The sequence below is a fragment of the Nostoc linckia z4 genome, assembly GCF_002608075.1.
In the GTDB taxonomy this organism is placed as follows: Bacteria; Cyanobacteriota; Cyanobacteriia; order Cyanobacteriales; family Nostocaceae; genus Nostoc; species Nostoc linckia.
Genome location: NZ_LAHA01000080.1, coordinates 1 through 22,648, shown reverse-complemented (window position 1 = coordinate 22,648; position 22,648 = coordinate 1). Strand labels below are relative to the sequence as shown.

The window sequence follows — 22,648 nt, the reverse complement described above, 5'->3', positions numbered from 1 at the left end:
TTGGAAGCAAAATAGCTCTAATATCTGGTTTTTACCGCTTAACTTGCATACTTCAGCAAATTTAAATTTGCTGTATAATTCTAAGCTTATTGCGTAGAGTGTACTGTATTTGGGAGTTAGTTCTCATCACAAGTGTTCACATGAACTTGATATTAAAGGTTGCTGTTGTTTGCCAAAATAAAAAAACCCCCAGTGGGTGTTAGCCTACTAGGGGAGTTGAAGATCAAGGTGCATCTACCAATAAAGTGTTCTAGACCCAACTAATCCAATCCGGATAAAGTTGTAAAGGTAGAAAAGCCAAAACAACTAAAAATCAGAAACATTCAAGGGTGGGATGCATCTAAGTTATCAGAGGAAGCGAAAAATCGACTTGAAACTTTCGCGTTTCAAACCGAATTTAGGAGGCGAGCAGGAGAAGCTGTGACCCAGGAATTCCACATATCCGTAACCCCAGTAGGGCAAAACGACTACTTGGTGCGGACGGAACAAGTCGCGCCTGGGGTGCCATTGGCAGAAGAATTGGTGACTTGGCCTGTAGCTGATTGGTTGATGGCTGCTGGGCATTTGATGAATGACCCGTTGAAGTCAGTCCTGCAAGGAGATCCATTCGCCTCTAGCGGTCGGGAAAGCGATATTGCGAGAAATTCTGTTAATTTGGTGGCCTTGGGTCAACAATTATATAATGCTTTATTTCAAGGTACTCTCAGAGATAGTTGGATTACTGCCCAAGGTATTGCCCAGAATCACCAACAAGTACTCAGGTTACGCTTGGGGCTGAAAGACACGAGGTTAGCTCGTTTGCCTTGGGAGGTGATGCACGCAAACGATCGCCCCTTAGCCACTGGCCCTTATGTGGCTTTTTCTCGTTTCCAAAGTGGAATTTTGGGGGCTTCTCGTTTGCGATCCATGCGGGGGGCTACGCCTACGCCAAATACTTTTACGCCAATGGAAGAAACTGGTGTCAAAGTATTGATGGTAATAGCTTCGCCTTTGGATCAAGTCCGTCTCGACTTACTCAAACAAGAAGCGATCAAACTGCAAGCGGAACTTGCACGTCCCGCACCACGATTTGCGGAAGTTAGCAGTCATCTCCCTGAAATTGAACTGACTGTGTTAGACCAGCCAGGACGGGAAGAACTGACCCAAGCATTAGAACAAGGCAGATACGATGTTCTACATTACTCTGGTCATAGTAATTTAGGGTCAAATGGCGGAGAAATTTATCTTGCCAGTCGCAGAACTGGGTTGACGGAAATTCTCACTGGAGATGATTTAGCTGGTTTGCTCGTCAACAACAATATCCAGATGGCGGTGTTTAATTCCTGCTTGGGAGCTTATACAGCTGCCTTGGGAGCTTCTGAAGATACTGGGGAACGCAACCTGGCAGAAAGTCTTGTAAAACGAGGAATTGCCAGCGTTTTGGCTATGTCAGAGCGTATTCCTGATGAAGTGGCACTGACATTAACGCAGTTATTTTACCGTAATTTAAGTCAGGGGTATCCAGTAGATTTATGTGTTAGTCGGGTGCGCCAAGGATTGATTTCTGCCTATGGTTCTCACCAAATGTACTGGGCATTACCAATTTTGTATCTCCAGCCCGAATTTGACGGTTTTCTCAGTCACGAAACTACTTTATCCCAAAGTCCGGAGGCGCTCAACCAATATGGTTCCCCTGTAGGCACGATTCCCAGTTCTATGTATGCAGCGATGGCAGAGGAACCAGAAATGCCTTTAGGAATTGAGGAAATGATTCCTACGGATTTGGGGCGCGATACTACTGGCTTGGATTGGCTGGGGGAAGATACTTGGGGGGATCTAGTTGATGAAATCGAATATGATGACCCAAGTTATGCAGAAGATTCTGCCATTGTTTCGGATTTGTTTCGGCGGCTAGATGAGCAAAAATCCTCCACAGAAATGGAGCAACAAATTAACGAAAATAGCCTGCCAAATAGACCAGTTTCAGAAGAAATGACTTCTTCTTTGGAGGAAGCAGATTTGTGGGGAGAAGTACCCGCACCACCTACTGAACCTGTTGGTAAATCAGAAAGAAGTTGGCAAAATTCTGAGTTTTCTCGTCCATCTTATCCAACTCCTTCTTTATCTAGAAATCGTAACCGATGGCGTAAACTGTGGCCGATTGTAGGTATTGTGGGAATAAGTGCGATCGCAATTGCCATCGGTTTAAATTGGTGGCTAAATCGACCCCAAGCCAATGTATCGAAGATACCACCAATTCCTACTGAGCCTTTACCCATTGAAAAGCAACCAAATATCGATTTGGAAACAGCACCAACTGGAATTGTCACCGCCACCGCCACTGAAAAATTGAGCCAAGGCGATTTGCGAGGTGGGTTGTTTGCTGTGGAAGAGTTGCTTAATCGTGGTGCTTTTGCTGCGGCTGAAACTGCTTTAAAATTAGTTACAAATCAGCAAGTTAACGATCCCTCTGTGAATTTTTTAAAGGGGCGATTAGCATGGCAATCAATCCAGACTGGAGATGCTAACTATAGCGTTGACGATGTTCGTCGTTACTGGGAAACTGCTGCCAAAGCTAAACCAGATTCTCTTTTGTATAATAACGCTTTAGGATTTGCGTACTACGCAGAACGTAATCTGAACCGAGCTAATGATTCTTGGTTTAAGGCTTTAAATTTAGCTCTCAAAGCACAGAATACAACCAACGGTACAACATCCACAAAAACACCACTACCTGAGGATGCTTTAACTTCCTATGCTGGTTTAGCTCTGGGACTGTATAAATCTGCACTAGATGAATCTAGCGCCAAACAAGCACAATATATGAATGAAGCCATTAAATTGAGACAAATGGTAATGAAATCCGATGGTGTAAATTTTCAAGTCGATAAATTAGCTAAAAATTGGCTCTGGACAGAACAAGCAATTAAAGATTGGCGATCGCTTCTTCAAGAGAAGAGTCGGGAAGAGTGAAAGAAGATGATGAGTGTTGACAGTTGACGGTTGACAGTTGATTGGGAACAGTGGGGTATTTTTGATTTGGAAGTTTATCAAACAGAATACACGGGTCATAATGAGGAACATAGACGCAGAGCAGCTTGCCGCAGGCTACCGCAAAGGGCGCATTCGCGCAGCGTCTCGTCAGAGAAGGACACAAAGAAAGAAAGAAAATTTGGCGCAGCCTCACAAAGAAATGGTATGAGCTTTGTGGATGAGTATTTGATATTCGCAAACGAAACCTAACGCTAGCTTACCCACGAGTAAATCTTCATTTGAGGTTGGGTGAATGAGTGCAACCCAATACCTATGACGAATTAACGATCGCACCGCAGAATTTTTCGCTATTCCAACAAATGTAGAGACGTTGCATTGCAACGTCTTTACAAACAATTTTGTTAGTTACATTGTTTTTTGAAATTGGTATAACCCTAAATTCGCCAGCTGCATCTTATTGGGGAAATAAGCACCCCAGCAAAAAAGTTATTCAACTCTGGCGCGGAGGGCGGGAGATGGAAAAAGTTTTTCAAATGCTGCTTGGCGCTCATTTAATGGTTCTGGTGCATAATTCCAAAGGCTTTCATAATAAAAGAAAGTTACACCCAAACCCCGTTCTTGGGCAGCTCGCACTTGGGACTTAATTTGTTGTATGGGAACTGGATTATTTCGTAACCCTGTCATAATCCCGACTCCAGTGGGAATGGTTTGTTGCGCTTCTTGAATTTCTGGGCGGGAAATATTGGCGATGAAACTTTGCAGATTTGGACGATAAATTTGCACAATTAACTCGTCTACGATATCTTGCCGTATCCAATTGAGCCAGTCTTGCAGGTGAAATTTGTAAGCAAAGTCATAGTAATTGGGAGCAACGGAGAAAATTGCTTGGGGTTTTCTCTGTTTGACAGCTTGGTTGAGTTGTGCCATGAAGGCGGTAATTTTATCTGCGCGCCACTTTACCCATTCGGGATCGTCAGGATTCGCTGGGGGTTTGTTCTTAGTTTCTTTAGCGTACAAGGCAACTGTATAGCGATCGTAGCCAAATTCGCGGGGTAAACTCATGTGGTCGTCAAATTGAATGCCATCGGCATCATATTGGGTAAAGATTTCCAGCACGAGATTAGTGATGAATTGTTGCACCTGTGGATGAAAGGGATTGAGCCACATCACCTCACCAGCCGCACTGATGGAAGTTTCGCTACCATCGCGCTTTTGTGTAAACCAATCTGGATAATTTAGTGCTAGTTCCGACGTTGGCGGTGCCATAAATCCAAACTCAAACCAGGGAATTGCTAAAAGTCCCTGACGATGGGCTTGGTTAATCAGGTCAGCAAGGATATCATGTCCATCGGAACCTTTATAAACAAAAGGTTGAATCCCTGCCCTTTGTGCGGTTGCACTGGGATACATCACATAGCCAGAATTCCAAACCACTGGATAGATTGTGTTAAGATTTAGCCGCCGCAGATGGCTCATGGCCTCTTGGACTTTGGTGCGGTTCTTTAGGGTGTCAAAATCATTGTTTGTCATCCAAACCCCACGAATTTCCTGACGGGGTAGTTGAGCGACAGCAGGGGTGAAACTATCTGCCAGCAACACCATAACAAACGATATTAAAATCAAGAGCCAGAAAACATATTTCAATTTTCGTCGCCAAGCTCGAACAAAAAAATTTGATTTCATAGGTTTGAATGATGCATTAGCTACCCACACACGCCATTGCTTGCTTTGGTGATTGAATTTACTAGCCATACATATATTACAAGCATTTATGTTTACTAAAAAATTGAGAAATTGGTAGTTGTTGGTTCCCGATGTATGGAACTTTTGCACCAGAAAAACTAAATCAAACTTATGCACATTAAGAAAGTTGACGTAACTAGTAGGCATTAGTGCCCAATTTATCTAGTATTGGGCATGGGGAAAGGGGAAAGGGGAAAGGGGAAAGGGGGAAAGGGTTAAAGGGGAAAGGATAAGGGGGAAAGGGGAAAGGGGAAAGGGGAAAGGGGAAAGATTAAATTGATTCCTTTTCCCTTTAACCTTTAACCTTTAACCTTTTCCCCTGCTCCCCCTGCCTCCCCTATTCCCCAGTCCCCAGCTGTGTCACAATAAAGAACTGTAATAAGAAAAATATTGTTAGGTAATTTAGTGAGTCCAACTGCTCAATCTACGGCAAGTGCGCGTCGTGTGGTATTTCCTTTTACGGCAATTGTCGGCCAGGAAGAAATGAAACTGGCGCTGCTGTTGAACGTGATTGACCCCAAAATTGGTGGTGTAATGATCATGGGCGATCGCGGTACCGGAAAATCCACAACTATCCGGGCGCTGGCGGATCTGCTGCCAGAAATCTCTGTGGTTGCCAATGACCCGTTTAGTAGCGATCCTAGCGACCCTGACTTGATGAGCGATGAAGTCCGCCAACTGCTAGAACAAGGGGCAGAAATTCCGGTAACTCACAAAAAAGTCCAAATGGTAGACCTGCCATTAGGAGCCACAGAAGACCGGGTTTGCGGTACTATCGACATCGAAAAAGCTTTATCTGAGGGTGTCAAGGCTTTTGAGCCAGGACTGCTGGCAAAGGCTAACCGAGGCATTCTTTATGTGGATGAAGTCAACTTACTAGATGACCACCTTGTAGATGTGCTACTGGATTCCGCCGCTAGTGGCTGGAACACTGTAGAACGAGAAGGCATTTCCATCCGTCACCCCGCACGTTTTGTGCTTGTGGGTTCTGGAAACCCAGAAGAAGGGGAACTGCGCCCCCAACTCCTCGATCGCTTTGGGATGCACGCAGAAATTCACACAGTCAAAGAACCAGCCTTACGAGTACAAATCGTAGAACAACGGGCGGAATTTGACCAAAATCCACCAGAATTTCTCGAAAAATATAAACCCCAGCAGGAAGCACTACAACAGCAAATTGTCAATGCTCAACAGCTATTACCAGAAGTAAAAATTGACTATGATTTGCGGGTGAAAATTTCTGAAGTCTGTTCTGAACTGGATGTAGATGGTTTACGGGGTGACATTGTTAGTAACCGCGCCGCCAAAGCCATCACGGCATTTGAAGGGCGCACTGAAGTTACACTTGACGATATCCGCCGGGTAATTACGTTGTGCTTGCGTCATCGACTGCGGAAAGACCCATTGGAATCGATTGATTCTGGCTACAAAGTCGGCAAAGCTTTTAGCCGGGTTTTTGGCGTAGAACTTCCAGAAGATGAGGCCGCACAAAAAAATGGCACAGGTCAGAAGTTAGGAGTTAGGAGTTAATTAATTTTGGATTTTAGATTTTGGATTTTAGATTTTAACTTGAATCCAAAATCTAAAATTGGTAAAGTTGCAGTTTATTATTTTGGGATTTTAGATTTTTCCTGAAATCCCAAAAGTAACTACATAACTCACAACTCTTGGAAAGACTTGGGTTAATCGTGTCTTTGGTAACTCAGCACTCAGCTCAGCATTTAGTACTGAATACTGACTATGAGATCTTGGTATTTTTGGTTCAATAGTTTAATTTTATCTAGCCAATACAACCCGCCTCGGTTTGTAGAATTATTGATGTTGTTTTTAGCGATCGCTATGCTGGCCATAGCGAGTATTTTACCTGACAGACCACCATATTTAATTTTAGGTTTGAGCTTAGTAGTCGGGGCATCTATTTCAATTTTAGTCCGGGAAGCGATCGCTCCTTCTCCCCAAACACGAATTACACAAGTCACAGCCTTACTACTGCTGATTATTAGCCTTTATGGCTTTGCTGATTTAATCCACCAGACTCTTTGATGAGGAGATGAGGAGATGAGGGGATGTAGCTTTAGCTTCTCTTTGGGAGACGCTAGCGCAAACCCGCAGGGTGGGAGATAAGGGAGATAAGGGAGACAAGGGAGACAAGAGAGACAAGGGAGACAAGGAGAATAAATCCTGATTTCCCAGTCAACATGCCCCATGCCCCATGCCCCATGCCCCATGCCCCATGCCCCATGCCCCATGCCCCATGCCCCATACCCAATACCTCACCACCCTTGCATTTCCACTAATTCCATACACAATTCAGCGAGATGTTTGCTTAGCAAGTGTTTTGGTGATTTATTTTGTCTTTGCTACTCAAATGCTACTCAAACTATTATTTTTATCTAGATTTTTAGCAACACTAAATTAAGTTGTCGCTACTCAAATACTACTCAATTTGCTGGCTTTTAACCCAACCCTCAAATCGTCGCAGTTCGTCCCAAGTACGCGATGAGGTATCCAGTTCCTTTCCCTTAGAGTGCTGGTTTGGGTGGCGATTGCCCTGGCGCATTTCAGTATATCGGCCGATCGCGCTTTCGACTATATCCGCTCTATTGCCGTGTAACACGGCTTTACCAGCATCAATCTCTCTAGCGCAGCACATCACTTCATCCGCGATCGCCTCTGGAACACGAATCAATTTCGTCTTTCCACTTCGCCAAGCGCTGCCGCTCTCCCAAGTCGTTGAAGTCCTACCGCCTTTATTCATAATCCCTCTATTGCCGTGTTACACGGCATTATAGCCGAAGGGTGATAGAGTCAAAGGGAGAATTGTTAGAGTGAATCCCCCGTGACTACTAACTGCGATCGCGTTCATACTCCTGGGCGGTTTCACACTCGCACTGAAACTGTTCTAACTCTTGCACCCGGCGAGACAACTGGTCACGTTGCGAGGTATTGACTGTTTCTAGTTCGGTAATTTTATCGTTGAGATGCTTAATCATCTGAAACAGTATTTCTTTATCCAGGGAATCAAGATTATCAATCGATTGATCGATACTTGGCTGATTATCAGGGATTAGTACAAAATCCAGCCAATAATACACTCCTGGCTGGAAAGAGTTTTTGGCATTAGGATTGGTGATGCACATCTCCAGCTTGCCATTAGGGGTAGCTTTCCAGAATTCAGCGTTTTCAGCATCGTTGGCTCCTTCTCGGACTGCCATAAGTAAAACTGAGGTGCTACCGCTGGAGTGCTGAGTCACACTTTCTACAAGAAATTTTGCTCTCATATGAAACTTTTAGATGAGTTGAAATCATGGGTATCGTTATTTTCATCATTGATAGCCTATTGTGATAGGGTTTACGGCTATCCTCAATCACGCTACATAATGTTGGGTATGCTGTGCCTAACGTTCGCTTTTTGGTTTGGAATAATCAATATTCTTTTGAGTGCGCTTGAAAGGGGCTAAATTCCCAGCGAGATAGTTAATCCTCTTGCTGGGTCGTTTCTTCGTATTCGCGCATTTTGAAGTTAGTGTCTTTCTGTAGGAATCGCTGTACATCCCTGGTGTAAAAGAGAAGCCGCTTGAACTTATGATTGATTTTTTGGTCTAACTGCCCTAAAAGCATTTGTACTACATCTTTTCGATTTATATATTCTTGAATATGTAAATCGAAAGCCTTCTCTAGCTGACGAATTTTTTCAGCATTTGCAGATTGCTCTTTGAGGGCTATTTCAATTTGGCTAATCGAAGCGGAAATACTATTCATCTTGCTAATGATTCTGATGGCAACACCAGCCAAAGCAGAAACACTAACTAAAATTCCAAGAAACACACCAGTACTTTCTAAAGTTAGTGTAATTCCTGGTGTGTTCGTAGAATTACTAACAGCTATTGTTGAAGAAGTAGTAGTCATTAACTTGTTGGGTCAATCAAATTGTCAGGAAATTGACTAGTGTCCACTGCCACCTCAACAGTGAAAACATACTTTGGTTGTGCAGGAGTTCCAGTCAACGTTGAGGATGCAAATTCAATCGGGCTTTGTGGAGGATTGGCAGCAGCACGATCGTCATTAACTTGTTCAGTCAAGGCAGCAAGCCCACGCATCAATTTTGAAACTGCCTCAACACAGGATGAATTGGGTGTGAGCGTGCTATCTCCAGTGACCAAAGTAAAATTCAATTTCAACTGGTTGTTACCAACAAATTCAATAGAACCAGCAGGCAGTTTTTCACCCAAAGCAGTAAAAGTAAGACTCATAAATTATCAATTTTGTATTCAATAGTTTCTAGTTTTGACCGAACCGCATTAATCAAATCTTCGGTAGTGTCAGTCTCCGTGCCTCTGTACTCCCAAACTCCCAAGGTTACTTGTTCAATCCAAGGTAATGCCTCAAACCTCAAACGGTAAGAACTGGCTAACTTCGGAAATATCACCAGATCAACTGCATTGAGCTTAATGAGTCTTCGAGTACTATCAACTTCCGTCGTAGGAACTTGCCCCAACCCTTCAAACACCACGGTATCGTCAACATGAATACCGCTAATTTGTTGGTAGAAATAACCAGCCCGAATCCAAGTCGGTTTTGCACCAAGCCAGGAAGTACCCACTAAAAAAACGTGACTTTCAGTCAACAGAGGAAGCTCTATAGGGTCAATTAAAGGAGCTTTAATCCTCCGATTTTGGGGATTGCCTACTAACTTTTGGAAGTAAGTCAATTCCCAAGCCCCTAACGCTGTGAGATCTAGTTGCAGTGTCATACTGTCAACACTGGGATAGTCCAGCAGTTTTCAGATAAATCGAAAACATCAAACCCTTGTCCGTCAAGCATATCCAGGAAGACATCTGTTTCTAGAGTTCCATTGAGCAAATCTCTGGTAGCTTTAGCACGCTCTATCATGAGCGTAACTTCTTCATCCAGGTCAATATCAATTTGACCTGGATACCAAATAATCGGTGTAGAAACGTCAATTATCATTCGCCGCTAGCTGAGTAAGGATAATCTTCTGGCTCAAACCAGATCCGCCCATATGCCCCACCAACAGCAGTCTTTTTGGCTGTGATAACTGTAGTAACTTTGGACTTTAAGTTAGCAGGAGTGTCAGCGGTGATTGGTGCAGTGTAATTATATTGAGCATTACTTCCACGAGCGCCGCGACCGTAACGAATGTATGGGCGGTTGCTACCTTGAGCGCGAATTAACTGAGGAGTGGCATCAGCGACTGTTGCCAGGATTCGTGCTGGTTTGAACCCTCTAGGAGCTTGTGGATCTGTAGAAACTGCTGCCAGACCCAATGCTGCAATTCCCCCAAAAAATTCCAGTCCTTCTTTTGAAGCTTGGATGGTAAATGCAGCGTCAGCTTCTGCTAGGGGCGAAAGAACTGCATACTTAACAGCAAGCTTTGGACGGCGCTGGGTTGCAGCCCCGGATTCTCTTACTGGCGGGTTATAAGCTTCTCGTGCTTGTGCGTATTGGAGTTGTTTCTGGATCTCGCGAACGCTCTTACGTCTTCCCATGATTACTGAATCGCTTGTGTAAATTATTTTGCGTAAATCAGTTCTAGCAGGGATTACAGGTCAATTTTTTCAACCGGATAACAATTGTTGTCCGTCAAATTTTTCTCACAACTGGGCTTACACACGTTCGATGACACTTTTTAGCCTTGTACCGCTAGTTGCTACCAAGTTAACGGGATTTTGCTTACCCCAGATTAATAGTTGTGCATAACGGAATTTGAGATCTCCCATCCGTCGACGAACGAACTTTTTGACTGTATGCCCGTAAACTCGGTGTGTGCTTGGGGTACTTGGATAAGTGCGATCGTTATCAATGAACTGTATATATTCCCTGTCAAATGGGTGATTTTGTATATCTAAAACAGCACGTATGATTCTTTCTCCTTCAGCTTTATTCGTGACTAATAATTTCAATTCGTAGCCGCGAGCAGTATCAAAATACGTGCATTTGAATTTACCTTTATTCCATGTAAAGAGCGGAGTAGCGAATACTGATTTAATATTTCTAGCTAATGTTTCAGCTTTAGCTCTGCTAATAGTTTCGCTAGTTTCATCCATTAGCCTGAAGGTAATTTCGCCTTCAAGCTGTGGTGTATTTTCATCATGAACGTTGAAATTATAAGGCTCCAAAAAATACAATTTTATTTGTGGTTTGAATGTGCGTTCTGATTGTACTTCATACCAAGGAATACCATAAACAGGTCGCTGCAAAGCTTGGGCATGACCACAGGTTATTTCAAACAACCACATTCTCATCAACGTCATTGTGGAAGTGTCGTTGTCCTTCATCAAGCAAGAGTGCTTTAATCTCGGCTTGGGATTGCTGACATCATCATCTGGTTGATTTTTGAAATAGGCTCTTACAGCTTTGTTGTGTTCCAGCCTGACAATTTCTTGTAGGTTCTCCCATTCATCAAAACCTTCTGGCAGTGGCATTATTCATCAGCCTCCTTATCTGAATCACCGATTGCTATTCCAGTGACACTGACAAGTTTAGAAGCATCAAAACCAGCTTTAACTTGTGTTGCTTCTGGTGGTAATGTTCCCTGTTTTGATTCTGGTTCTTCAGATAATGCTTTGGTGAATTGTTCTTTTTGCTGCCCAATTTGAGTAACAGTTTCTTGGATAGAAAGAACCTCACTGGCAACTTGGTCTATTTGAGAAACAACATTCTCGGTCGTCTCTAAAGTAGTGAAGAATCTATTTTGAAAATTCGGAGTGGGATTCATCCAACGATACGCTTTTTCAGCGACCTCACCCCATTTACGCAAAGCATTACCGATTGAAGCCACCCAGCTACCAACTACTTCTAATGCACTCAATATTGAATAGCCGATTGATTGGATAGCATACAAAATATTAGCTGTAGCCTGGTATATTCTGTTAGCCTTCTTCCACACCGCGTTGAGCGTATTGTAATTTTCTGCGCCAATGATACTTTTAATGAAATCTTCTACCGCACTGCCAATAATCGCCCCCGCATCAAAAGCTTGACCTTCACTATTCTTGATGCCAAAAGCACTTAATAAATTCCCAATAGCACTTGTCAAAGTTTGAGCAAGATTGTTGCTTAACATCAGCCCATTGTGAATTGTCGTGGCAAGAATCATCAGATTTAAAACTCTATCAATGACTGCCCAATTTATAAAAGCTAGCAACTGCGCTCCAATTGTTGTTAAGGCAGTAGTTACGATGGTGAATTGAGTTGCAACATAAGTGGACAATGCCCCGACTAATGTCGTTGTCGTACCGTTGACATTAGCTTGAGTTCCTAAGTGATTCGCATTGCTGTTTGCCCTAGTCCCCGCGTGCTGCCCTGCAATGAAAGCCCGTAACCCTGCATCGTTGTATGGCACTGCGTCTACTCCGTTCCTTCCTGGTAATCCGTTTAATCCGTCTCTGCCATTTAGCCCGTCCCGTCCCGGTCTACCTGGTAGCCCGTTGAGTCCGTTTCTACCGTCCCTACCTGGTCTCCCTGGAATCTGAATAATTTGGGTGATTCCCGGTGCGCCGTCTCTACCTGGACGCCCATCCAAGCCATTGCGACCGTTTAAACCGTCTCGCCCTGGTCGTCCTGGCAATCCTGGGTCACCTTTAAGTCCCTTCAAGTACTTGATTCCCTGGTAAAGAGAAATAGCAGTTACCGCAAGCCCCAGAGCTTCCCCAGCCTTTTGTAGTGCTTGCCCTGCCAATCCTTTGGCTTGTTCGCCAATACCCTTAGCCTCATTAGCCTTATTAAAAGCGGTGGTGGCATTATCATTTGCTTGCTTGGCATTCCGCACCGCGCCATCAGCGGTATTTTGAGCTTGATTAGCTGTACTTTGTGCTGTAGACGCTGAACTCTGCGCTCTCTCTGCCGTAACTTGTGCTGCACCAGCTTTTAGATTCGCGGCATCAGCAATACCTCTCGCGTCTATGGCGATGCTACGAACCTGCGATATTTGAGATTCGTTAGCACTAATACGATTTTGCAAACCTAACAACTTACCAAGGATTCTGGAGACATCGCCACCTAGCGCTTCCACAGCCCTCTCTACAGCATCGATACGATCGCCTAAAGTGTTTAAAGTTGCTAGCTGTTCAACTAGCGTGAACAGGGTGCTAACAATATTAAAAATTTCAAGAATTCTACCAGCTAGACGCCCTGTAGCTCGAATTGCATCTTCACTCAATCCTATCGCTCTGCCAGCTTTAAAAAGTGCTTCGCCGGCGATAGATTCTATTTTGGAAATTAAATTTCCAAGCTTATTAACATTACTCTTTACTCCTTCAACAACTCCTTTTAATCCTGATACTTCATTGGCTGCATTGAGAGCTTGCCGAGAAGCACTAGCGGCATCACTAATCGCTGTTCCGGCTTTTCTATCAACAACGTTAACGTATTGTTCTAAATTTTCAACCTTGGCTTTTGCTTGTTTGCCAGCTTGCCCGCCAAGAACAGCATCATAAACTTGTGGCTCCAAGGCGTCAACACGACCAATGATTGGAGTCGTTTTGTTGACTACAATACCCGTTGCAGTTATGGCAGCCGCAGGTAGGATTACCTCTTTTGCTTTTTCAACTGCACGAGATATTAAAGCATTTTCATCGATAGATTTAATTCGTGCTATTTCCGATCTTAATGCTGCAATTTCCGCCGACAAACTAGAGCAACTATCTGCCATTTCTCACCTTCAGATCATCAGTGATGGCATGAATACTTGCAGCGGTAGCAGTACAATCCAGGCAGCAATATCCTGGGTATTCCGGTGATGGACATTTACAAAATCCCTCCGGACATTCATCGCCGCAGGATACTTTGTAATTTCCATCATCACCCGCCACATAATCGTAAAAATCCACACCAGTGCCAACAACGTGAATACGCCGTTTTGTTACTGGTGCTGTAATAACAGTGATACCGTATCCAGATACGTAATAATAACTGTCGTTTCGTAAGGTGATACCGTCCATTGCTGGGGTGTATCCTCTGTTATTAAAGGACACGTTACGAACATACGACGGTTCATAACCAGTGGCGAACAATTCATAGCTAAGCCCGTCATCTCCTACCCCGTAAAACCTGAAACTACCGGGCGATGTTGGAGTAATACTCACGTCAATGGGAGAACCAACGAACTCTCTGCGTATCCTTTCACCGGATTCTGTGGTGTAGGTGACAAAAGCTTTATCGCCGATATTGCAATAACTCATGAATTGAAACCCTCATGCTAACGCTGACAAATGTTGCTGAATAATCTTTGAATCGCCAGGAATATTTGTCAGGCAAATGCTTGGCTCGTCAATTAAACCGTTAAAGAATCCACCTGATACGCTATATCCAATATGAAAATATCCGCTATAAGAAGCGCCATTTACCACAGAATTAGATGCTTTTAAAGCCCCGTCCACAAACAGTTTCATGCCAAAAGGTGACATGTATGCTGTAGCGATATGCCACTTGCTGTCATTGTATGTAGAGGTTGTTTCGAGGATTTGGCTGCTACCGTTATAGGCATAAAACCTTAACTTTCCACTCGATAAGTAAAGTTCTCTATCATAACTCCCGCCCCCAGTTAATTGATTGATAGAGAAGCCAAACAAACTACCTGATGCGGTTGACGTTTTGAACAAGCACTCGTAGCAAAAAGTATTGGGGCTAGCTACCAATGTTGAAGTGGAAATGTAGCCTGTGTTTCCATTGAGTGAAATCGCTTTATTGCTGGCATAACTTAATCCTCCGGTTTGCTGAAGACTAACACCACCTTGGTAGGTTCCGTTCCTGGAATTACTTGATGAATCAGTGGCGACAGTACCGCTTGATTCATTCAGGCGGTAATAAGCCCAAGGCGAATTGTCGAGGATTTCAAGTTCATAGGATTTCGCTGCAATCAAGTCAGGATTAGCGCAGAACCATCCATTTGTAGAGGATTCATAAATCAATTTCGCTGGTGTTTTCAAAGTCTTATAGGAACTGACTATCGGATTATTCCCTAAATATTTGTTGCCATTAAAATTAAGTGATACGCCAGCACTGCCACGGATGATAGAAAATTCGTTCTCTTGACCTATTTGGGGGCTACTAGGAAGGGTTATTGTTATCGGGCTGGATGCATCAATCATTAATCTTTCTGCGGTAGATGCAAGGTAGTTGGAGTTAATGTATTTCCACGGTGCAAGACTACCACCACTTTGAAAGTAATTTTTTACGGTTGACCATTTCAACTTTTTGATGACATTACTCGCGGAATCGCTGATTACGAGTAAGTCATCATCTTTTAGCGTCAGTAATTCGGTTCTATCTTTAATTTGTGTCATTATCTGAAGTGCTGAATAATGATTTGCTTCCTTTCGTAATAAGCAGAATTTCTAGAAATGTAATAACTCGCCCACCTGAATATTCTTAGAAATTCATACAAATCGCTCTCATCGTATTCGATTAAAGCCGATCCATTCTCGTCGGGGATAATATCGCCATACTCGTCGGTGATGCTTCCTTGCATAGATTCAAGCGCTTTTAAACAAATAGCCGCTAATACTTGTTCAGCGCTGTTATTAGAGTTCGCAGTTAAGGGTAAATCTGCTTTCTGTATGACCAAGTACTGTGAATCCTGGCTCGATCTGTCACCAAAAAGTTGAGCCAGGGTTAAAGGTAACAGTGACATTAGTAATCGTCAGGGTCTATCGTTGTGCTACCTGCTAGTTTTTCAAATGCCACGGTAACAGTGTCCTGCCTGTATTGAACATCGTTTCGGATTACAAATGAGGGGATATAACCATCTGTAATAGTCACACTTTGATCGATATTTGCATCGTGATTAGCAGTGGTCAGGTAATTCTTAGCTCTTAAAATAATTGCAGTTAGTAAAGATTCTGCGGTGTTGTTAGAACCCGCTGTTAGTCCTACTGCCACCAAATCAGCCTTGGTAATTGTTATTGTTGTAGCGTCTTGGGTGGCGTTGGCGCCGAATACTTGCACTAAAGTTGGTTCCGCCATAAACCGAATTTTTTATTGAAGTGAATAAATCCGTTGTATGGCTAATTAAAGAAATCGTAAATCTTCCACTTTTATGTAATTTCGGAAGTAAGTTTACAGTCTCTATATATTGTGAAGACTAGGTTCTAGAAAGACTGCTGATTTTCAAAAACAAAAGTATACCTGTTTAACCGTGCCACGAGGTAAAACAGGAAGTGATAACGCCAAACTATTTTCAACAGCATGAGTGGCAGTACTGAACCCGCCAGGAAAATAATTTATACRAATCTTTAWAATCRYCGGCRSGACAAAAYCGGCTAGGGCGAATATGCTGAAAGCCGATATACGTTTTAAAACCAAAATTATTCGCGATCGCCCCACTCATCACAAAGGCGATGCCTGCGGCGGGCTGCGCCTACGCGTTTTTATTCCTGGTTCTCCCACTCCCTACACAACTCCACCACACGGGGAATATATTTCTTGGGAATCCGCACCGATTCGGTGGGTGATTTCCACTTGGGCTTTCTGCCCTGCCCATTGCCAGCGCCAGCAGTGGGTGGCGGCTGTCTGCGATTTTGTACAGAATCAGTTACCGCCGTATGTATGCGCTGCTGGTAGCGGTGAGCCACTGGAATCTCCGGTTCAGGGACAGGTTGAAATCTGCGAGGATAACTCCACGCCATTGAATCACAGCTGTGTAGAAGTTCCCTAATTTCGGTATTCTCTAGAGCTAGCATTTTTAAACCAAACCCATGTAATCGCAAATCGGGGCGAATTAATTTAACTCCTCGCAACAAGTCCGCAACCTCTTGAGGGTTTCCATTGCGTTTACATACGCTGCCAACTCCTACCCATGACCCAAGGGGTAATCGCTCCTCACCATATTGCTGCAAGTGACTAATGTAATCTGAGCTACGGTATCCCTGCAATACAGGCATAATTGGCACTGGTGGGTCAAGGCTAATTATTTGGTCAAAACGTTCAATTGTAAGGCGCTGATGGGTTGCTACATCCAACCCTGTCCTGTTCAGTACAAATGCCTCACACATCCAGTCTTGAGTGGCGGCAGTAAGTAAATTGCCACATTTAACCCATCGGCATGTTTGCCCAAAATATTCTTCTACTGGGTAACGATAATATCCATAAGTTGAGATTTCTGTGAATGCACCTGAGTCTAAAATCCAGTCTCCAACTTCAAAATCGGAAACGCGATCGCGCAGTGTATTCACCGAAATCATCACCCCTGCTGCTGGATAATCCGGGCTAACGATTCGATTAGCCAGAGATGGGCTGCTGCCGATGAAGAATAGCGGCTGACCCTKCGACGTTGTGAAGGTGAACTGGGTTGTGGCTGGTGGGTTTGGAATCGACTTGAGAGTACAGCCATAAATCCATTCGTAGTCATCAAATCCGAGCTTGCGAATTTTGAACTTAAAGTCTGGGTTCTCAATCTTGGGTGTAAATGCTGCCCTCACTCCCTCTTCCCACTTTTCAATCACTCCAGTTTCTTGGGCGAATCTGGRGAGGGTCTTTTTGTCAGTGATAGCCTTGATAGTTTTGCTCCGCACCTGCCCATCTGGCATTTCAAACTTCAACCAAATTTTGCTCTGTCCATTTTTGAATCGGTGATATGGTTCGGCACTGACCTCAACTGTGCCAAAGTCCGAATCTAGCTTGAAGGCAACAGGCTTAATGTTGAACTCTTTGTAATAGTCACACTTCTCCGGGCAAACATCGGTTGATTGTGCTTGCCCAGAATTATTTTCAGGCAAAATTGGATTTTTATCTAAATCAGCCGGATCTAGTGGATCGGATGGGCTGTAATCCTTGCTGTGAGCCTGTGACAGTGGAATTTCTATTTTTGATGATTTTTGAGGTTCAAAATCGCTGGAACCACTGCTATGACACTGTGACAGTGGAATTTCTACTCTTACATTTTCTAAGGGATCAGATTTTAGTGATGTATCATGCCTCACCTGATCCACTACTCTGTTTTCTACGGGATCAGCCTGTGAGTCTTGTGGAGTAATCGTCTCAGGCGTTGATTTTTCATCTGATCCACTAGATCCACTACTTTTTTGAAAATTATTGTTTTCTTTCCAAACTCTCACCCATTTACCTGAAACCTTGATTCTGTCTGGCTCACAGTTCAATCGCCGCAGTACAGAAGTAATTCTGTTTTTGTTACGGATGTCACGCTGTGCAATTTCAATCGCCAGTAAGTCATAGACATCGTTGAGGGTGACGTATTGGCGGGTCTCGATTAAGGGGGCAATAATTTCTTCCCACGGGTCTACAGCTTCGTATTGCTCATTTTGGATTTCTCTCATCGCGTCTTCCTCATCGGTCAGACGGTAGCTGTAGCCTAATTTATACAAAGCATTCGCCGCGGCCCAAATGCGATCGCGTAATTTCTGTGCTTCTTCAACGGGAATATTTCGGGACACTGGAATAATCCAAAATCGACGGCTCCCGGTAGGGTCTTGCAATATTTCTTCTTTATTGGTTGTGCCGACGAATAAACAGCTACGTTTATAGTCTTTTGGTAATCGGTCGTAGGGTGTTCTAAAGGTTTCGTGCTTTCTGGCCAGAAATGCTTTTAGGGTTTCAACGTCCTTGTGTTTGTAGACGGTTTCAAATTCAGACCACTCCAAGCACCAAAAACGATGCATTTTCATTCGCTCATCTTTGTCACTGCTGTTGCCCAGGTCGTCACTGAAAAAATCATCTCCGTATAAAGTTCGCCAAAATGTTGATTTTCTGATTCCTTGCTTCCCGAATAACAGTAGGGCACAGTCCATCCAACATCCTGGGTTTCTGGCTCTGGCGACGCTGGCAACTAAGAAGTTTTTTAGATATTTGGCGTGCAGTGGATCGGCAGTGCCAAAGAATAATTTGGCTAATCCGTCTAAAAATGATGTGTCAATATCGGGGAATTTCGCCTCAACTTCGTCTAAGTAATCAATAACGGGAGAATATGAATTTTGTTTGGCTATGTATTCAACAATCATGAAAGCATCATCTTTCGCAATGTTGATAGGAAATTGCAGCCCTATCAATAATTTCAGATGTTCAATCTCTATCGGAAAGCCATTAAATTCAATTTCTTTCTTTAGGGTGTTATAGCGTAAAGAATCGCCCCAGGCTTCCTTAATTATTTCAAAGTTCATTGCTATTTTTGATTTGGGTTCGTCGTCATCTGGTTCTAGCTGTAACTCTGCTAATTCTTCTTTCCATTCTTCAAAGGTGCTAGATGAAGATATTAATTTATCAAATGCTTCTTTACCGTGTAGAGAGAGGTAATCATCCATGCCTTTAGCATCACCGGGTGGTAGTTTGATTACCATCACTTTGCTACCCCTGGCGGCTAATTCTTTGGCTAATCCCATTAACCCGTCTTGTACTGTTTTTTTATACAGTATGTCGTTGTCAAAACATAGATAGAAGGTTCTTCCTAATACGGCGAATAGTTCAAGTAATGGATGTAGTCTTCCTCTTTTACGGCAAGTTGTCACCCCAGGGATGGAGATTGTTGGATATCCTGCTGATAGCCCTGCTGCTGCTTTTTTGGCTCCTTCAGTAATAATTACAAATTTAAGGATGTCATCAATTATTGATTTCCAGTAGGCTTCCATTACTGTCCGTAGAAATAAAGGTGCGGCTTCCATTCCACTAGCACCAATATATTTCTGTGGTTTTCCATCTTTGTTGGTTGGGGTATTATCTGGCTTAACTTGAACCCCTTGTAATGTTGCCTCATCCGTCAGAGGGTCAACTCCAGCAGCACACCAAGCTGGTATTAAATCACCTGAGTGTTTCCATTTCCTGGTAGTATTTCGTCCCAGTATTTTGTCTATTTCTCTGGCATCATAAATGCTTCTGACGTTTAATCTGATAATCTCATCATCGACCGCAGAGTCTTTCCACTCTTCCCAATGATGATGAGCGATTTCATCTGATTTTGATGCTGTAGATGCTTTGTTTTTGGTGGAAGTTGTAGCAATTGTTTCAACACTATTAAGGGTAGATAAAATCATTGTGCTACCCTCCAGTTAATGTTAGAATTGAAGGCATCAAGAACTGATTCCTTAATCTTTCTTGGACAATTTTTCATAAATTAAATCCTTTTTTTTTTGTTGCCCCAGTTGCTTGACTGGGGTTTTTTATTGGGTGGATTTTGGCGATTCTTCGGTGTCGGTAAGCTGCAAGAACAACAGAAAGTTGTCCAACTCTTCTTCGGTCAACTGCAAGCGCGATCGCACCCCGTAATACTTCTGCAAATGCTCTCTTCCCTGGGCTACCGTCCAGCCCAGTCGCTGCATCTGGGCGTTGGTCTGGTTGATTAGTTGGGCTATCTTCTCATCTGCGGGGTCAAGCATAGGGCACGGCTGAAGGTTTCTGGTTGTTCTCGGAAGAGGTCAGGGAGTCCGGCGATTAGCTGGGCGGCTAGGATTTCGGCGTGTTTGTCGCAAATGCAGGGGATTTGAGTTTTGATATAGTCCACCAGGGGGCGGATTGATTGGSYTAGGTCTTCGCTGGGCATTGGGCATTGGGCATTGGGTRTTRGGGAAAACTTAGGGAAGGCGGATCAAGGTGCGAACTTGAGCCGCCATGTTGTGTTTACGAAAGAGAGAAATCGAATGAGTGAGAAATATCAGCTTGGCTACTCTGAGGAAGACAGGGCTGGCTTGAGTGACGAAGATGTTGTGTCTGCTTCTGGCGGACTTTGTTTTGGTAGTCCGGATATGGTTAGATTCAAATCTCTAACATCAGCTATTGTTTCCTGGGCAAGGGGAACTGGCAGGTATGAAAGCGCTGAGTTGAGATGGTTCACTGAGAAAGGGTTTCCCTGTGAGGTCTTGCGAGTCAAGGGCGGAGGCTGGATAAAAGGAAGATTTCGGTTCCGACTTGAGTTTGTCCCCGATGAACAGGAGCCGACTCAGGCAAAAGATCCAAGATCACCACTCGCCGACCTCCGATCGCAATTAGACACTCAATAGCGACAGATACACCGCCCACTGATGACAGTAGGCGATATATCCATGAATAAAGCCGTCCTGCCAGTAATGGTTAGGACGGCTTATTGGGTGTCGTGTCCGTTTAAATCTGTGAGGCTGACAGGGATCTGTCTTAGCTCTTGGAGCCTGTCTCTTAATAATTCAGCCTGCTGCTCGTGGTAAGTCAGTTGCTTCTCTGCTTCCTCAATTAGTTGGCTGACAACTTCCCCAGTGACTGCACCATCTGAGTACTGTCTTGAGATATTTGTATTTGATTTGTTGCTATTTTCTCTAAAAGCTGCGATCTGGTGAGTCCCATAGTTTGCGCTAGCTCTTGGAATAGCTCCCACGCTTCTGGATGTACCTTTAAGCTCACTCCTATAACTTCTCTGCCCGATTTTGGGCGACCGGTTCTTGCCATTTTTTCTTTCCATGCTCGACACCCCAATTATTGCATATCCAGAAATCCATTATTGCTTATAGGTATCTGGATATGCAATACTACTAAATATTGGATTTCTGAAAATCCAATACAACTACTCGCCAAAACCTGACACCCAATACCCCAAACCAGGCAGAGATAGCAGCCTGCCAGCAYTGAGCGAACGCCAAAGACCTGCTAGGGGACGACCGACAACCGACGCAGATTAACGCAAAGGCTAAACCTTATGAACTTAGCAAAAACCCCAGCAGAAATCATCAGCGACATCGCAAACAGCCTTACCCGCACTCAAGCCACGGGATTGAACGCCCTCATTTTTCTTTCATTGAGGGAAGAAACCAGCGTGGCATACCAACACAAAGAATGGGGATTCCTGGATATTCCGGGGTTCATCGTCGCCTGGTGCGATTACTTGGGTGAGGACGATCTACTTGAACTGGCAACAGAAATAACGTCTACAACCCTTTCAGATGAGMTTGTCACCAACCTCAGAGGTGAAAATACRACGGCTGTGCTAGAGGTGAAAAACGCTCAAAYCATTRCTGCACAACCGCYTCAGCCAGAATTAACACCTCCACTATTGAGCGACTATTAAGCCACTATGACCGAACAACAGACCGCCGACAAGACCRCGAATGGGCGACTCCCAATCGCTAATACCAGTCGAAAAGGGAGGAAGAAGGAGTGGAAAGACTTAACTATCGACCCACTTTCAGAAGGGTATGACAGCCATCATGCCGAATATGTGGTGGGGAAAGCTCCGGTTACCTGGGCAATACTCGAACCTGGGCAACTTTTCTCTCGCTCGAAGTCTGGTAAAAATTTACACGTAAAACTCAATGATGGACGGGCCATTTGCCTTGACACCCGTCAGCCAATTGAGATTAAACCAACAATCCGCAATTCCTTACAGGTCTGGGTTGTTACCAACTTCAACAGTACGTCTGCCAGTAAAGCCGATTTTTGAGGGGCGATCCAGATCTGCCAAGAACGCGCGATCGCCCCAATAGATTGGCTAATTTCACAAAGTAAAATTACCCATCAAAATTATGACCGATCAACAGTACCCAAGCAATGAAATTCACAGCGTAGGCTTCCCAGAGGGGCAACTCTTGGGCAACGGCGCTAGCAAAGAGGAATGCGCCGACATCTCCGCCGCTTACCTCCAAGGTAAACCATTACCCGCGAGCGACAACCCAGCCATCAACCGCATTTCAGAACGCCTTACTCAAACCTCCGGTTACGGACAATGCAGCGATTGGGGGCAGAGTCATGAGTAACAAACCGCTTTCCGAATTAGTAGTTGAGGTTGCATCGTTAATTGCTGAAATTAACCAGCATCCTGAGTACGAAGAGATAGAGAAAAAAGGCTACGAATCGAATGCATCAGTCGGGGATGCCTACCAAGCGATGGTTGACCTGAACTATGAAATCTGTCAGACAGAAAAGAAGGTCAACGATGAGCAAGTTTAACTGGAACTTATACGCTGCTTCCTTTGAGGCACTCGTCGAACGTGGCGCGCCCCCG

The 22,648-nt window shown here is 44.0% G+C and carries 24 protein-coding genes; 8 read left to right on the top strand and 16 right to left on the bottom strand.

The features are described from left to right. The first annotated feature begins 420 nt into the window (after positions 1-420). Complete coding sequence (gene hetF, locus VF06_RS35050) at positions 421-2,952, top strand: cell division protein HetF (RefSeq protein WP_099070925.1); 2,532 nt, start codon at positions 421-423, stop codon at positions 2,950-2,952. 507 nt (positions 2,953-3,459) lie between these two features. On the opposite strand, the gene VF06_RS35045 is transcribed toward hetF, so the two are convergent. Further along, positions 3,460-4,725 (bottom strand): glycoside hydrolase family 10-like protein, encoded by a 1,266-nt coding sequence (locus tag VF06_RS35045; protein ID WP_099070923.1) that lies wholly within the window; start codon positions 4,723-4,725, stop codon positions 3,460-3,462. A gap of 396 nt (positions 4,726-5,121) precedes the next feature. Between VF06_RS35045 and bchI the strand changes: the two genes are divergently transcribed. Beyond that, on the top strand, positions 5,122-6,246 hold the full coding sequence (gene bchI / locus VF06_RS35040) for a magnesium chelatase ATPase subunit I (RefSeq protein ID WP_099070940.1): 1,125 nt from the start codon (positions 5,122-5,124) through the stop codon (positions 6,244-6,246). A 210-nt stretch (positions 6,247-6,456) separates the two neighbouring features. Next, positions 6,457-6,759 (top strand): hypothetical protein, encoded by a 303-nt coding sequence (locus VF06_RS35035; RefSeq protein ID WP_099070922.1) that lies wholly within the window; start codon positions 6,457-6,459, stop codon positions 6,757-6,759. A gap of 394 nt (positions 6,760-7,153) precedes the next feature. On the opposite strand, the gene VF06_RS35025 is transcribed toward VF06_RS35035, so the two are convergent. From VF06_RS35025 to VF06_RS34960, 14 genes are all read right to left on the bottom strand, one after another. Next, complete coding sequence (locus tag VF06_RS35025) at positions 7,154-7,474, bottom strand: hypothetical protein (protein WP_099070920.1); 321 nt, start codon at positions 7,472-7,474, stop codon at positions 7,154-7,156. 88 nt (positions 7,475-7,562) lie between these two features. Continuing rightward, positions 7,563-7,997: a hypothetical protein gene (locus tag VF06_RS35020; RefSeq protein ID WP_099070919.1), complete on the bottom strand. Its 435-nt coding sequence runs from the start codon at positions 7,995-7,997 to the stop codon at positions 7,563-7,565. 196 nt (positions 7,998-8,193) lie between these two features. Further along, positions 8,194-8,625 carry a hypothetical protein gene (locus VF06_RS35015; RefSeq protein WP_099070918.1) on the bottom strand — a complete coding sequence of 144 codons (432 nt, stop codon included), beginning with the start codon at positions 8,623-8,625 and terminating at the stop codon, positions 8,194-8,196. Further along, positions 8,625-8,969: a hypothetical protein gene (locus tag VF06_RS35010; protein WP_099070917.1), complete on the bottom strand. Its 345-nt coding sequence runs from the start codon at positions 8,967-8,969 to the stop codon at positions 8,625-8,627. The genes VF06_RS35015 and VF06_RS35010 overlap by 1 nt, the downstream gene beginning before the upstream one ends. Then, a complete protein-coding gene (locus VF06_RS35005; protein WP_099070916.1) occupies positions 8,966-9,469 on the bottom strand; it encodes a hypothetical protein in 504 nt (167 codons plus the stop codon). Before VF06_RS35005 ends, VF06_RS35010 begins: the two co-directional genes overlap by 4 nt. Continuing rightward, positions 9,466-9,687, bottom strand: coding sequence for a hypothetical protein (locus VF06_RS35000; protein ID WP_099070915.1), 222 nt, complete (start codon positions 9,685-9,687; stop codon positions 9,466-9,468). Before VF06_RS35000 ends, VF06_RS35005 begins: the two co-directional genes overlap by 4 nt. After that, positions 9,684-10,226, bottom strand: a complete 543-nt coding sequence (locus VF06_RS34995; RefSeq protein WP_099070914.1) for a hypothetical protein — start codon at positions 10,224-10,226, stop codon at positions 9,684-9,686. Before VF06_RS34995 ends, VF06_RS35000 begins: the two co-directional genes overlap by 4 nt. 117 nt (positions 10,227-10,343) lie before the next feature. Beyond that, on the bottom strand, positions 10,344-11,162 hold the full coding sequence (locus VF06_RS34990) for a hypothetical protein (protein WP_099070913.1): 819 nt from the start codon (positions 11,160-11,162) through the stop codon (positions 10,344-10,346). Continuing rightward, positions 11,162-13,390 carry a hypothetical protein gene (locus VF06_RS34985; protein ID WP_099070912.1) on the bottom strand — a complete coding sequence of 743 codons (2,229 nt, stop codon included), beginning with the start codon at positions 13,388-13,390 and terminating at the stop codon, positions 11,162-11,164. Before VF06_RS34985 ends, VF06_RS34990 begins: the two co-directional genes overlap by 1 nt. Beyond that, on the bottom strand, positions 13,380-13,679 hold the full coding sequence (locus tag VF06_RS39895) for a hypothetical protein (protein WP_143861872.1): 300 nt from the start codon (positions 13,677-13,679) through the stop codon (positions 13,380-13,382). Before VF06_RS39895 ends, VF06_RS34985 begins: the two co-directional genes overlap by 11 nt. A gap of 252 nt (positions 13,680-13,931) precedes the next feature. Beyond that, the gene (locus VF06_RS34975; protein ID WP_099070910.1) at positions 13,932-15,023 is read right to left on the bottom strand and encodes a LamG-like jellyroll fold domain-containing protein; all 1,092 of its coding nucleotides are present in this window, start codon (positions 15,021-15,023) and stop codon (positions 13,932-13,934) included. Then, positions 15,023-15,304, bottom strand: coding sequence for a hypothetical protein (locus VF06_RS34970; protein ID WP_143861871.1), 282 nt, complete (start codon positions 15,302-15,304; stop codon positions 15,023-15,025). The genes VF06_RS34975 and VF06_RS34970 overlap by 1 nt, the downstream gene beginning before the upstream one ends. A 65-nt stretch (positions 15,305-15,369) precedes the next feature. After that, the gene (locus VF06_RS34965) at positions 15,370-15,702 is read right to left on the bottom strand and encodes a hypothetical protein (protein WP_099070908.1); all 333 of its coding nucleotides are present in this window, start codon (positions 15,700-15,702) and stop codon (positions 15,370-15,372) included. Positions 15,703-16,106: 404 nt separating this feature from the next. Continuing rightward, entirely contained in the window at positions 16,107-19,718 is a 3,612-nt protein-coding gene (locus VF06_RS34960; RefSeq protein WP_099084302.1) for a deazapurine DNA modification protein DpdA family protein, read from the bottom strand. 129 nt (positions 19,719-19,847) lie between these two features. Here VF06_RS34960 and VF06_RS39890 point away from each other — a divergent pair, with 129 nt between their 5' ends. Continuing rightward, positions 19,848-20,027 (top strand): hypothetical protein, encoded by a 180-nt coding sequence (locus VF06_RS39890; RefSeq protein ID WP_143867294.1) that lies wholly within the window; start codon positions 19,848-19,850, stop codon positions 20,025-20,027. A 294-nt stretch (positions 20,028-20,321) separates the two neighbouring features. Continuing rightward, complete coding sequence (locus VF06_RS34950) at positions 20,322-20,681, top strand: KGK domain-containing protein (RefSeq protein WP_099084301.1); 360 nt, start codon at positions 20,322-20,324, stop codon at positions 20,679-20,681. A gap of 80 nt (positions 20,682-20,761) precedes the next feature. Here the strand turns inward: VF06_RS34950 and VF06_RS34945 are convergent, their stop codons facing one another. Beyond that, positions 20,762-21,028: a hypothetical protein gene (locus VF06_RS34945; protein WP_143861927.1), complete on the bottom strand. Its 267-nt coding sequence runs from the start codon at positions 21,026-21,028 to the stop codon at positions 20,762-20,764. Positions 21,029-21,346: 318 nt separating this feature from the next. On the opposite strand from VF06_RS34945, the gene VF06_RS34940 reads away from it, so the two are divergent. The 3 genes from VF06_RS34940 to VF06_RS34925 all read left to right on the top strand — a co-directional run bounded on the left by VF06_RS34940 (position 21,347) and on the right by VF06_RS34925 (position 22,593). Further along, positions 21,347-21,715 (top strand): hypothetical protein, encoded by a 369-nt coding sequence (locus tag VF06_RS34940; protein WP_099068252.1) that lies wholly within the window; start codon positions 21,347-21,349, stop codon positions 21,713-21,715. Positions 21,716-21,868: 153 nt separating this feature from the next. Then, complete coding sequence (locus VF06_RS43175; protein ID WP_244918099.1) at positions 21,869-22,087, top strand: hypothetical protein; 219 nt, start codon at positions 21,869-21,871, stop codon at positions 22,085-22,087. A 305-nt stretch (positions 22,088-22,392) separates the two neighbouring features. Next, on the top strand, positions 22,393-22,593 hold the full coding sequence (locus VF06_RS34925) for a hypothetical protein (RefSeq protein WP_099068255.1): 201 nt from the start codon (positions 22,393-22,395) through the stop codon (positions 22,591-22,593). Positions 22,594-22,648 lie beyond the last annotated feature (55 nt).

What these genes read in the sequence shown, in the direction of transcription:
- VF06_RS35005 (WP_099070916.1), bottom strand. Translation starts at nt 9,469, where the DNA reads ATGACACTGCAACTAGATCTCACAGCGTTAGGGGCTTGGGAATTGACT.
- VF06_RS35045 (WP_099070923.1), bottom strand. Translation starts at nt 4,725, where the DNA reads ATGGCTAGTAAATTCAATCACCAAAGCAAGCAATGGCGTGTGTGGGTA.
- VF06_RS35020 (WP_099070919.1), bottom strand. Translation starts at nt 7,997, where the DNA reads ATGAGAGCAAAATTTCTTGTAGAAAGTGTGACTCAGCACTCCAGCGGT.
- VF06_RS34950 (WP_099084301.1), top strand. Translation starts at nt 20,322, where the DNA reads ATGAGTGAGAAATATCAGCTTGGCTACTCTGAGGAAGACAGGGCTGGC.
- VF06_RS39895 (WP_143861872.1), bottom strand. Translation starts at nt 13,679, where the DNA reads ATGGACGGTATCACCTTACGAAACGACAGTTATTATTACGTATCTGGA.
- VF06_RS35000 (WP_099070915.1), bottom strand. Translation starts at nt 9,687, where the DNA reads ATGATAATTGACGTTTCTACACCGATTATTTGGTATCCAGGTCAAATT.
- VF06_RS35025 (WP_099070920.1), bottom strand. Translation starts at nt 7,474, where the DNA reads ATGAATAAAGGCGGTAGGACTTCAACGACTTGGGAGAGCGGCAGCGCT.
- VF06_RS34985 (WP_099070912.1), bottom strand. Translation starts at nt 13,390, where the DNA reads ATGGCAGATAGTTGCTCTAGTTTGTCGGCGGAAATTGCAGCATTAAGA.
- VF06_RS34925 (WP_099068255.1), top strand. Translation starts at nt 22,393, where the DNA reads ATGAGTAACAAACCGCTTTCCGAATTAGTAGTTGAGGTTGCATCGTTA.
- VF06_RS35010 (WP_099070917.1), bottom strand. Translation starts at nt 8,969, where the DNA reads ATGAGTCTTACTTTTACTGCTTTGGGTGAAAAACTGCCTGCTGGTTCT.
- VF06_RS34995 (WP_099070914.1), bottom strand. Translation starts at nt 10,226, where the DNA reads ATGGGAAGACGTAAGAGCGTTCGCGAGATCCAGAAACAACTCCAATAC.
- VF06_RS35035 (WP_099070922.1), top strand. Translation starts at nt 6,457, where the DNA reads ATGAGATCTTGGTATTTTTGGTTCAATAGTTTAATTTTATCTAGCCAA.
- VF06_RS35015 (WP_099070918.1), bottom strand. Translation starts at nt 8,625, where the DNA reads ATGACTACTACTTCTTCAACAATAGCTGTTAGTAATTCTACGAACACA.
- VF06_RS34965 (WP_099070908.1), bottom strand. Translation starts at nt 15,702, where the DNA reads ATGGCGGAACCAACTTTAGTGCAAGTATTCGGCGCCAACGCCACCCAA.
- VF06_RS34990 (WP_099070913.1), bottom strand. Translation starts at nt 11,162, where the DNA reads ATGCCACTGCCAGAAGGTTTTGATGAATGGGAGAACCTACAAGAAATT.
- VF06_RS34975 (WP_099070910.1), bottom strand. Translation starts at nt 15,023, where the DNA reads ATGACACAAATTAAAGATAGAACCGAATTACTGACGCTAAAAGATGAT.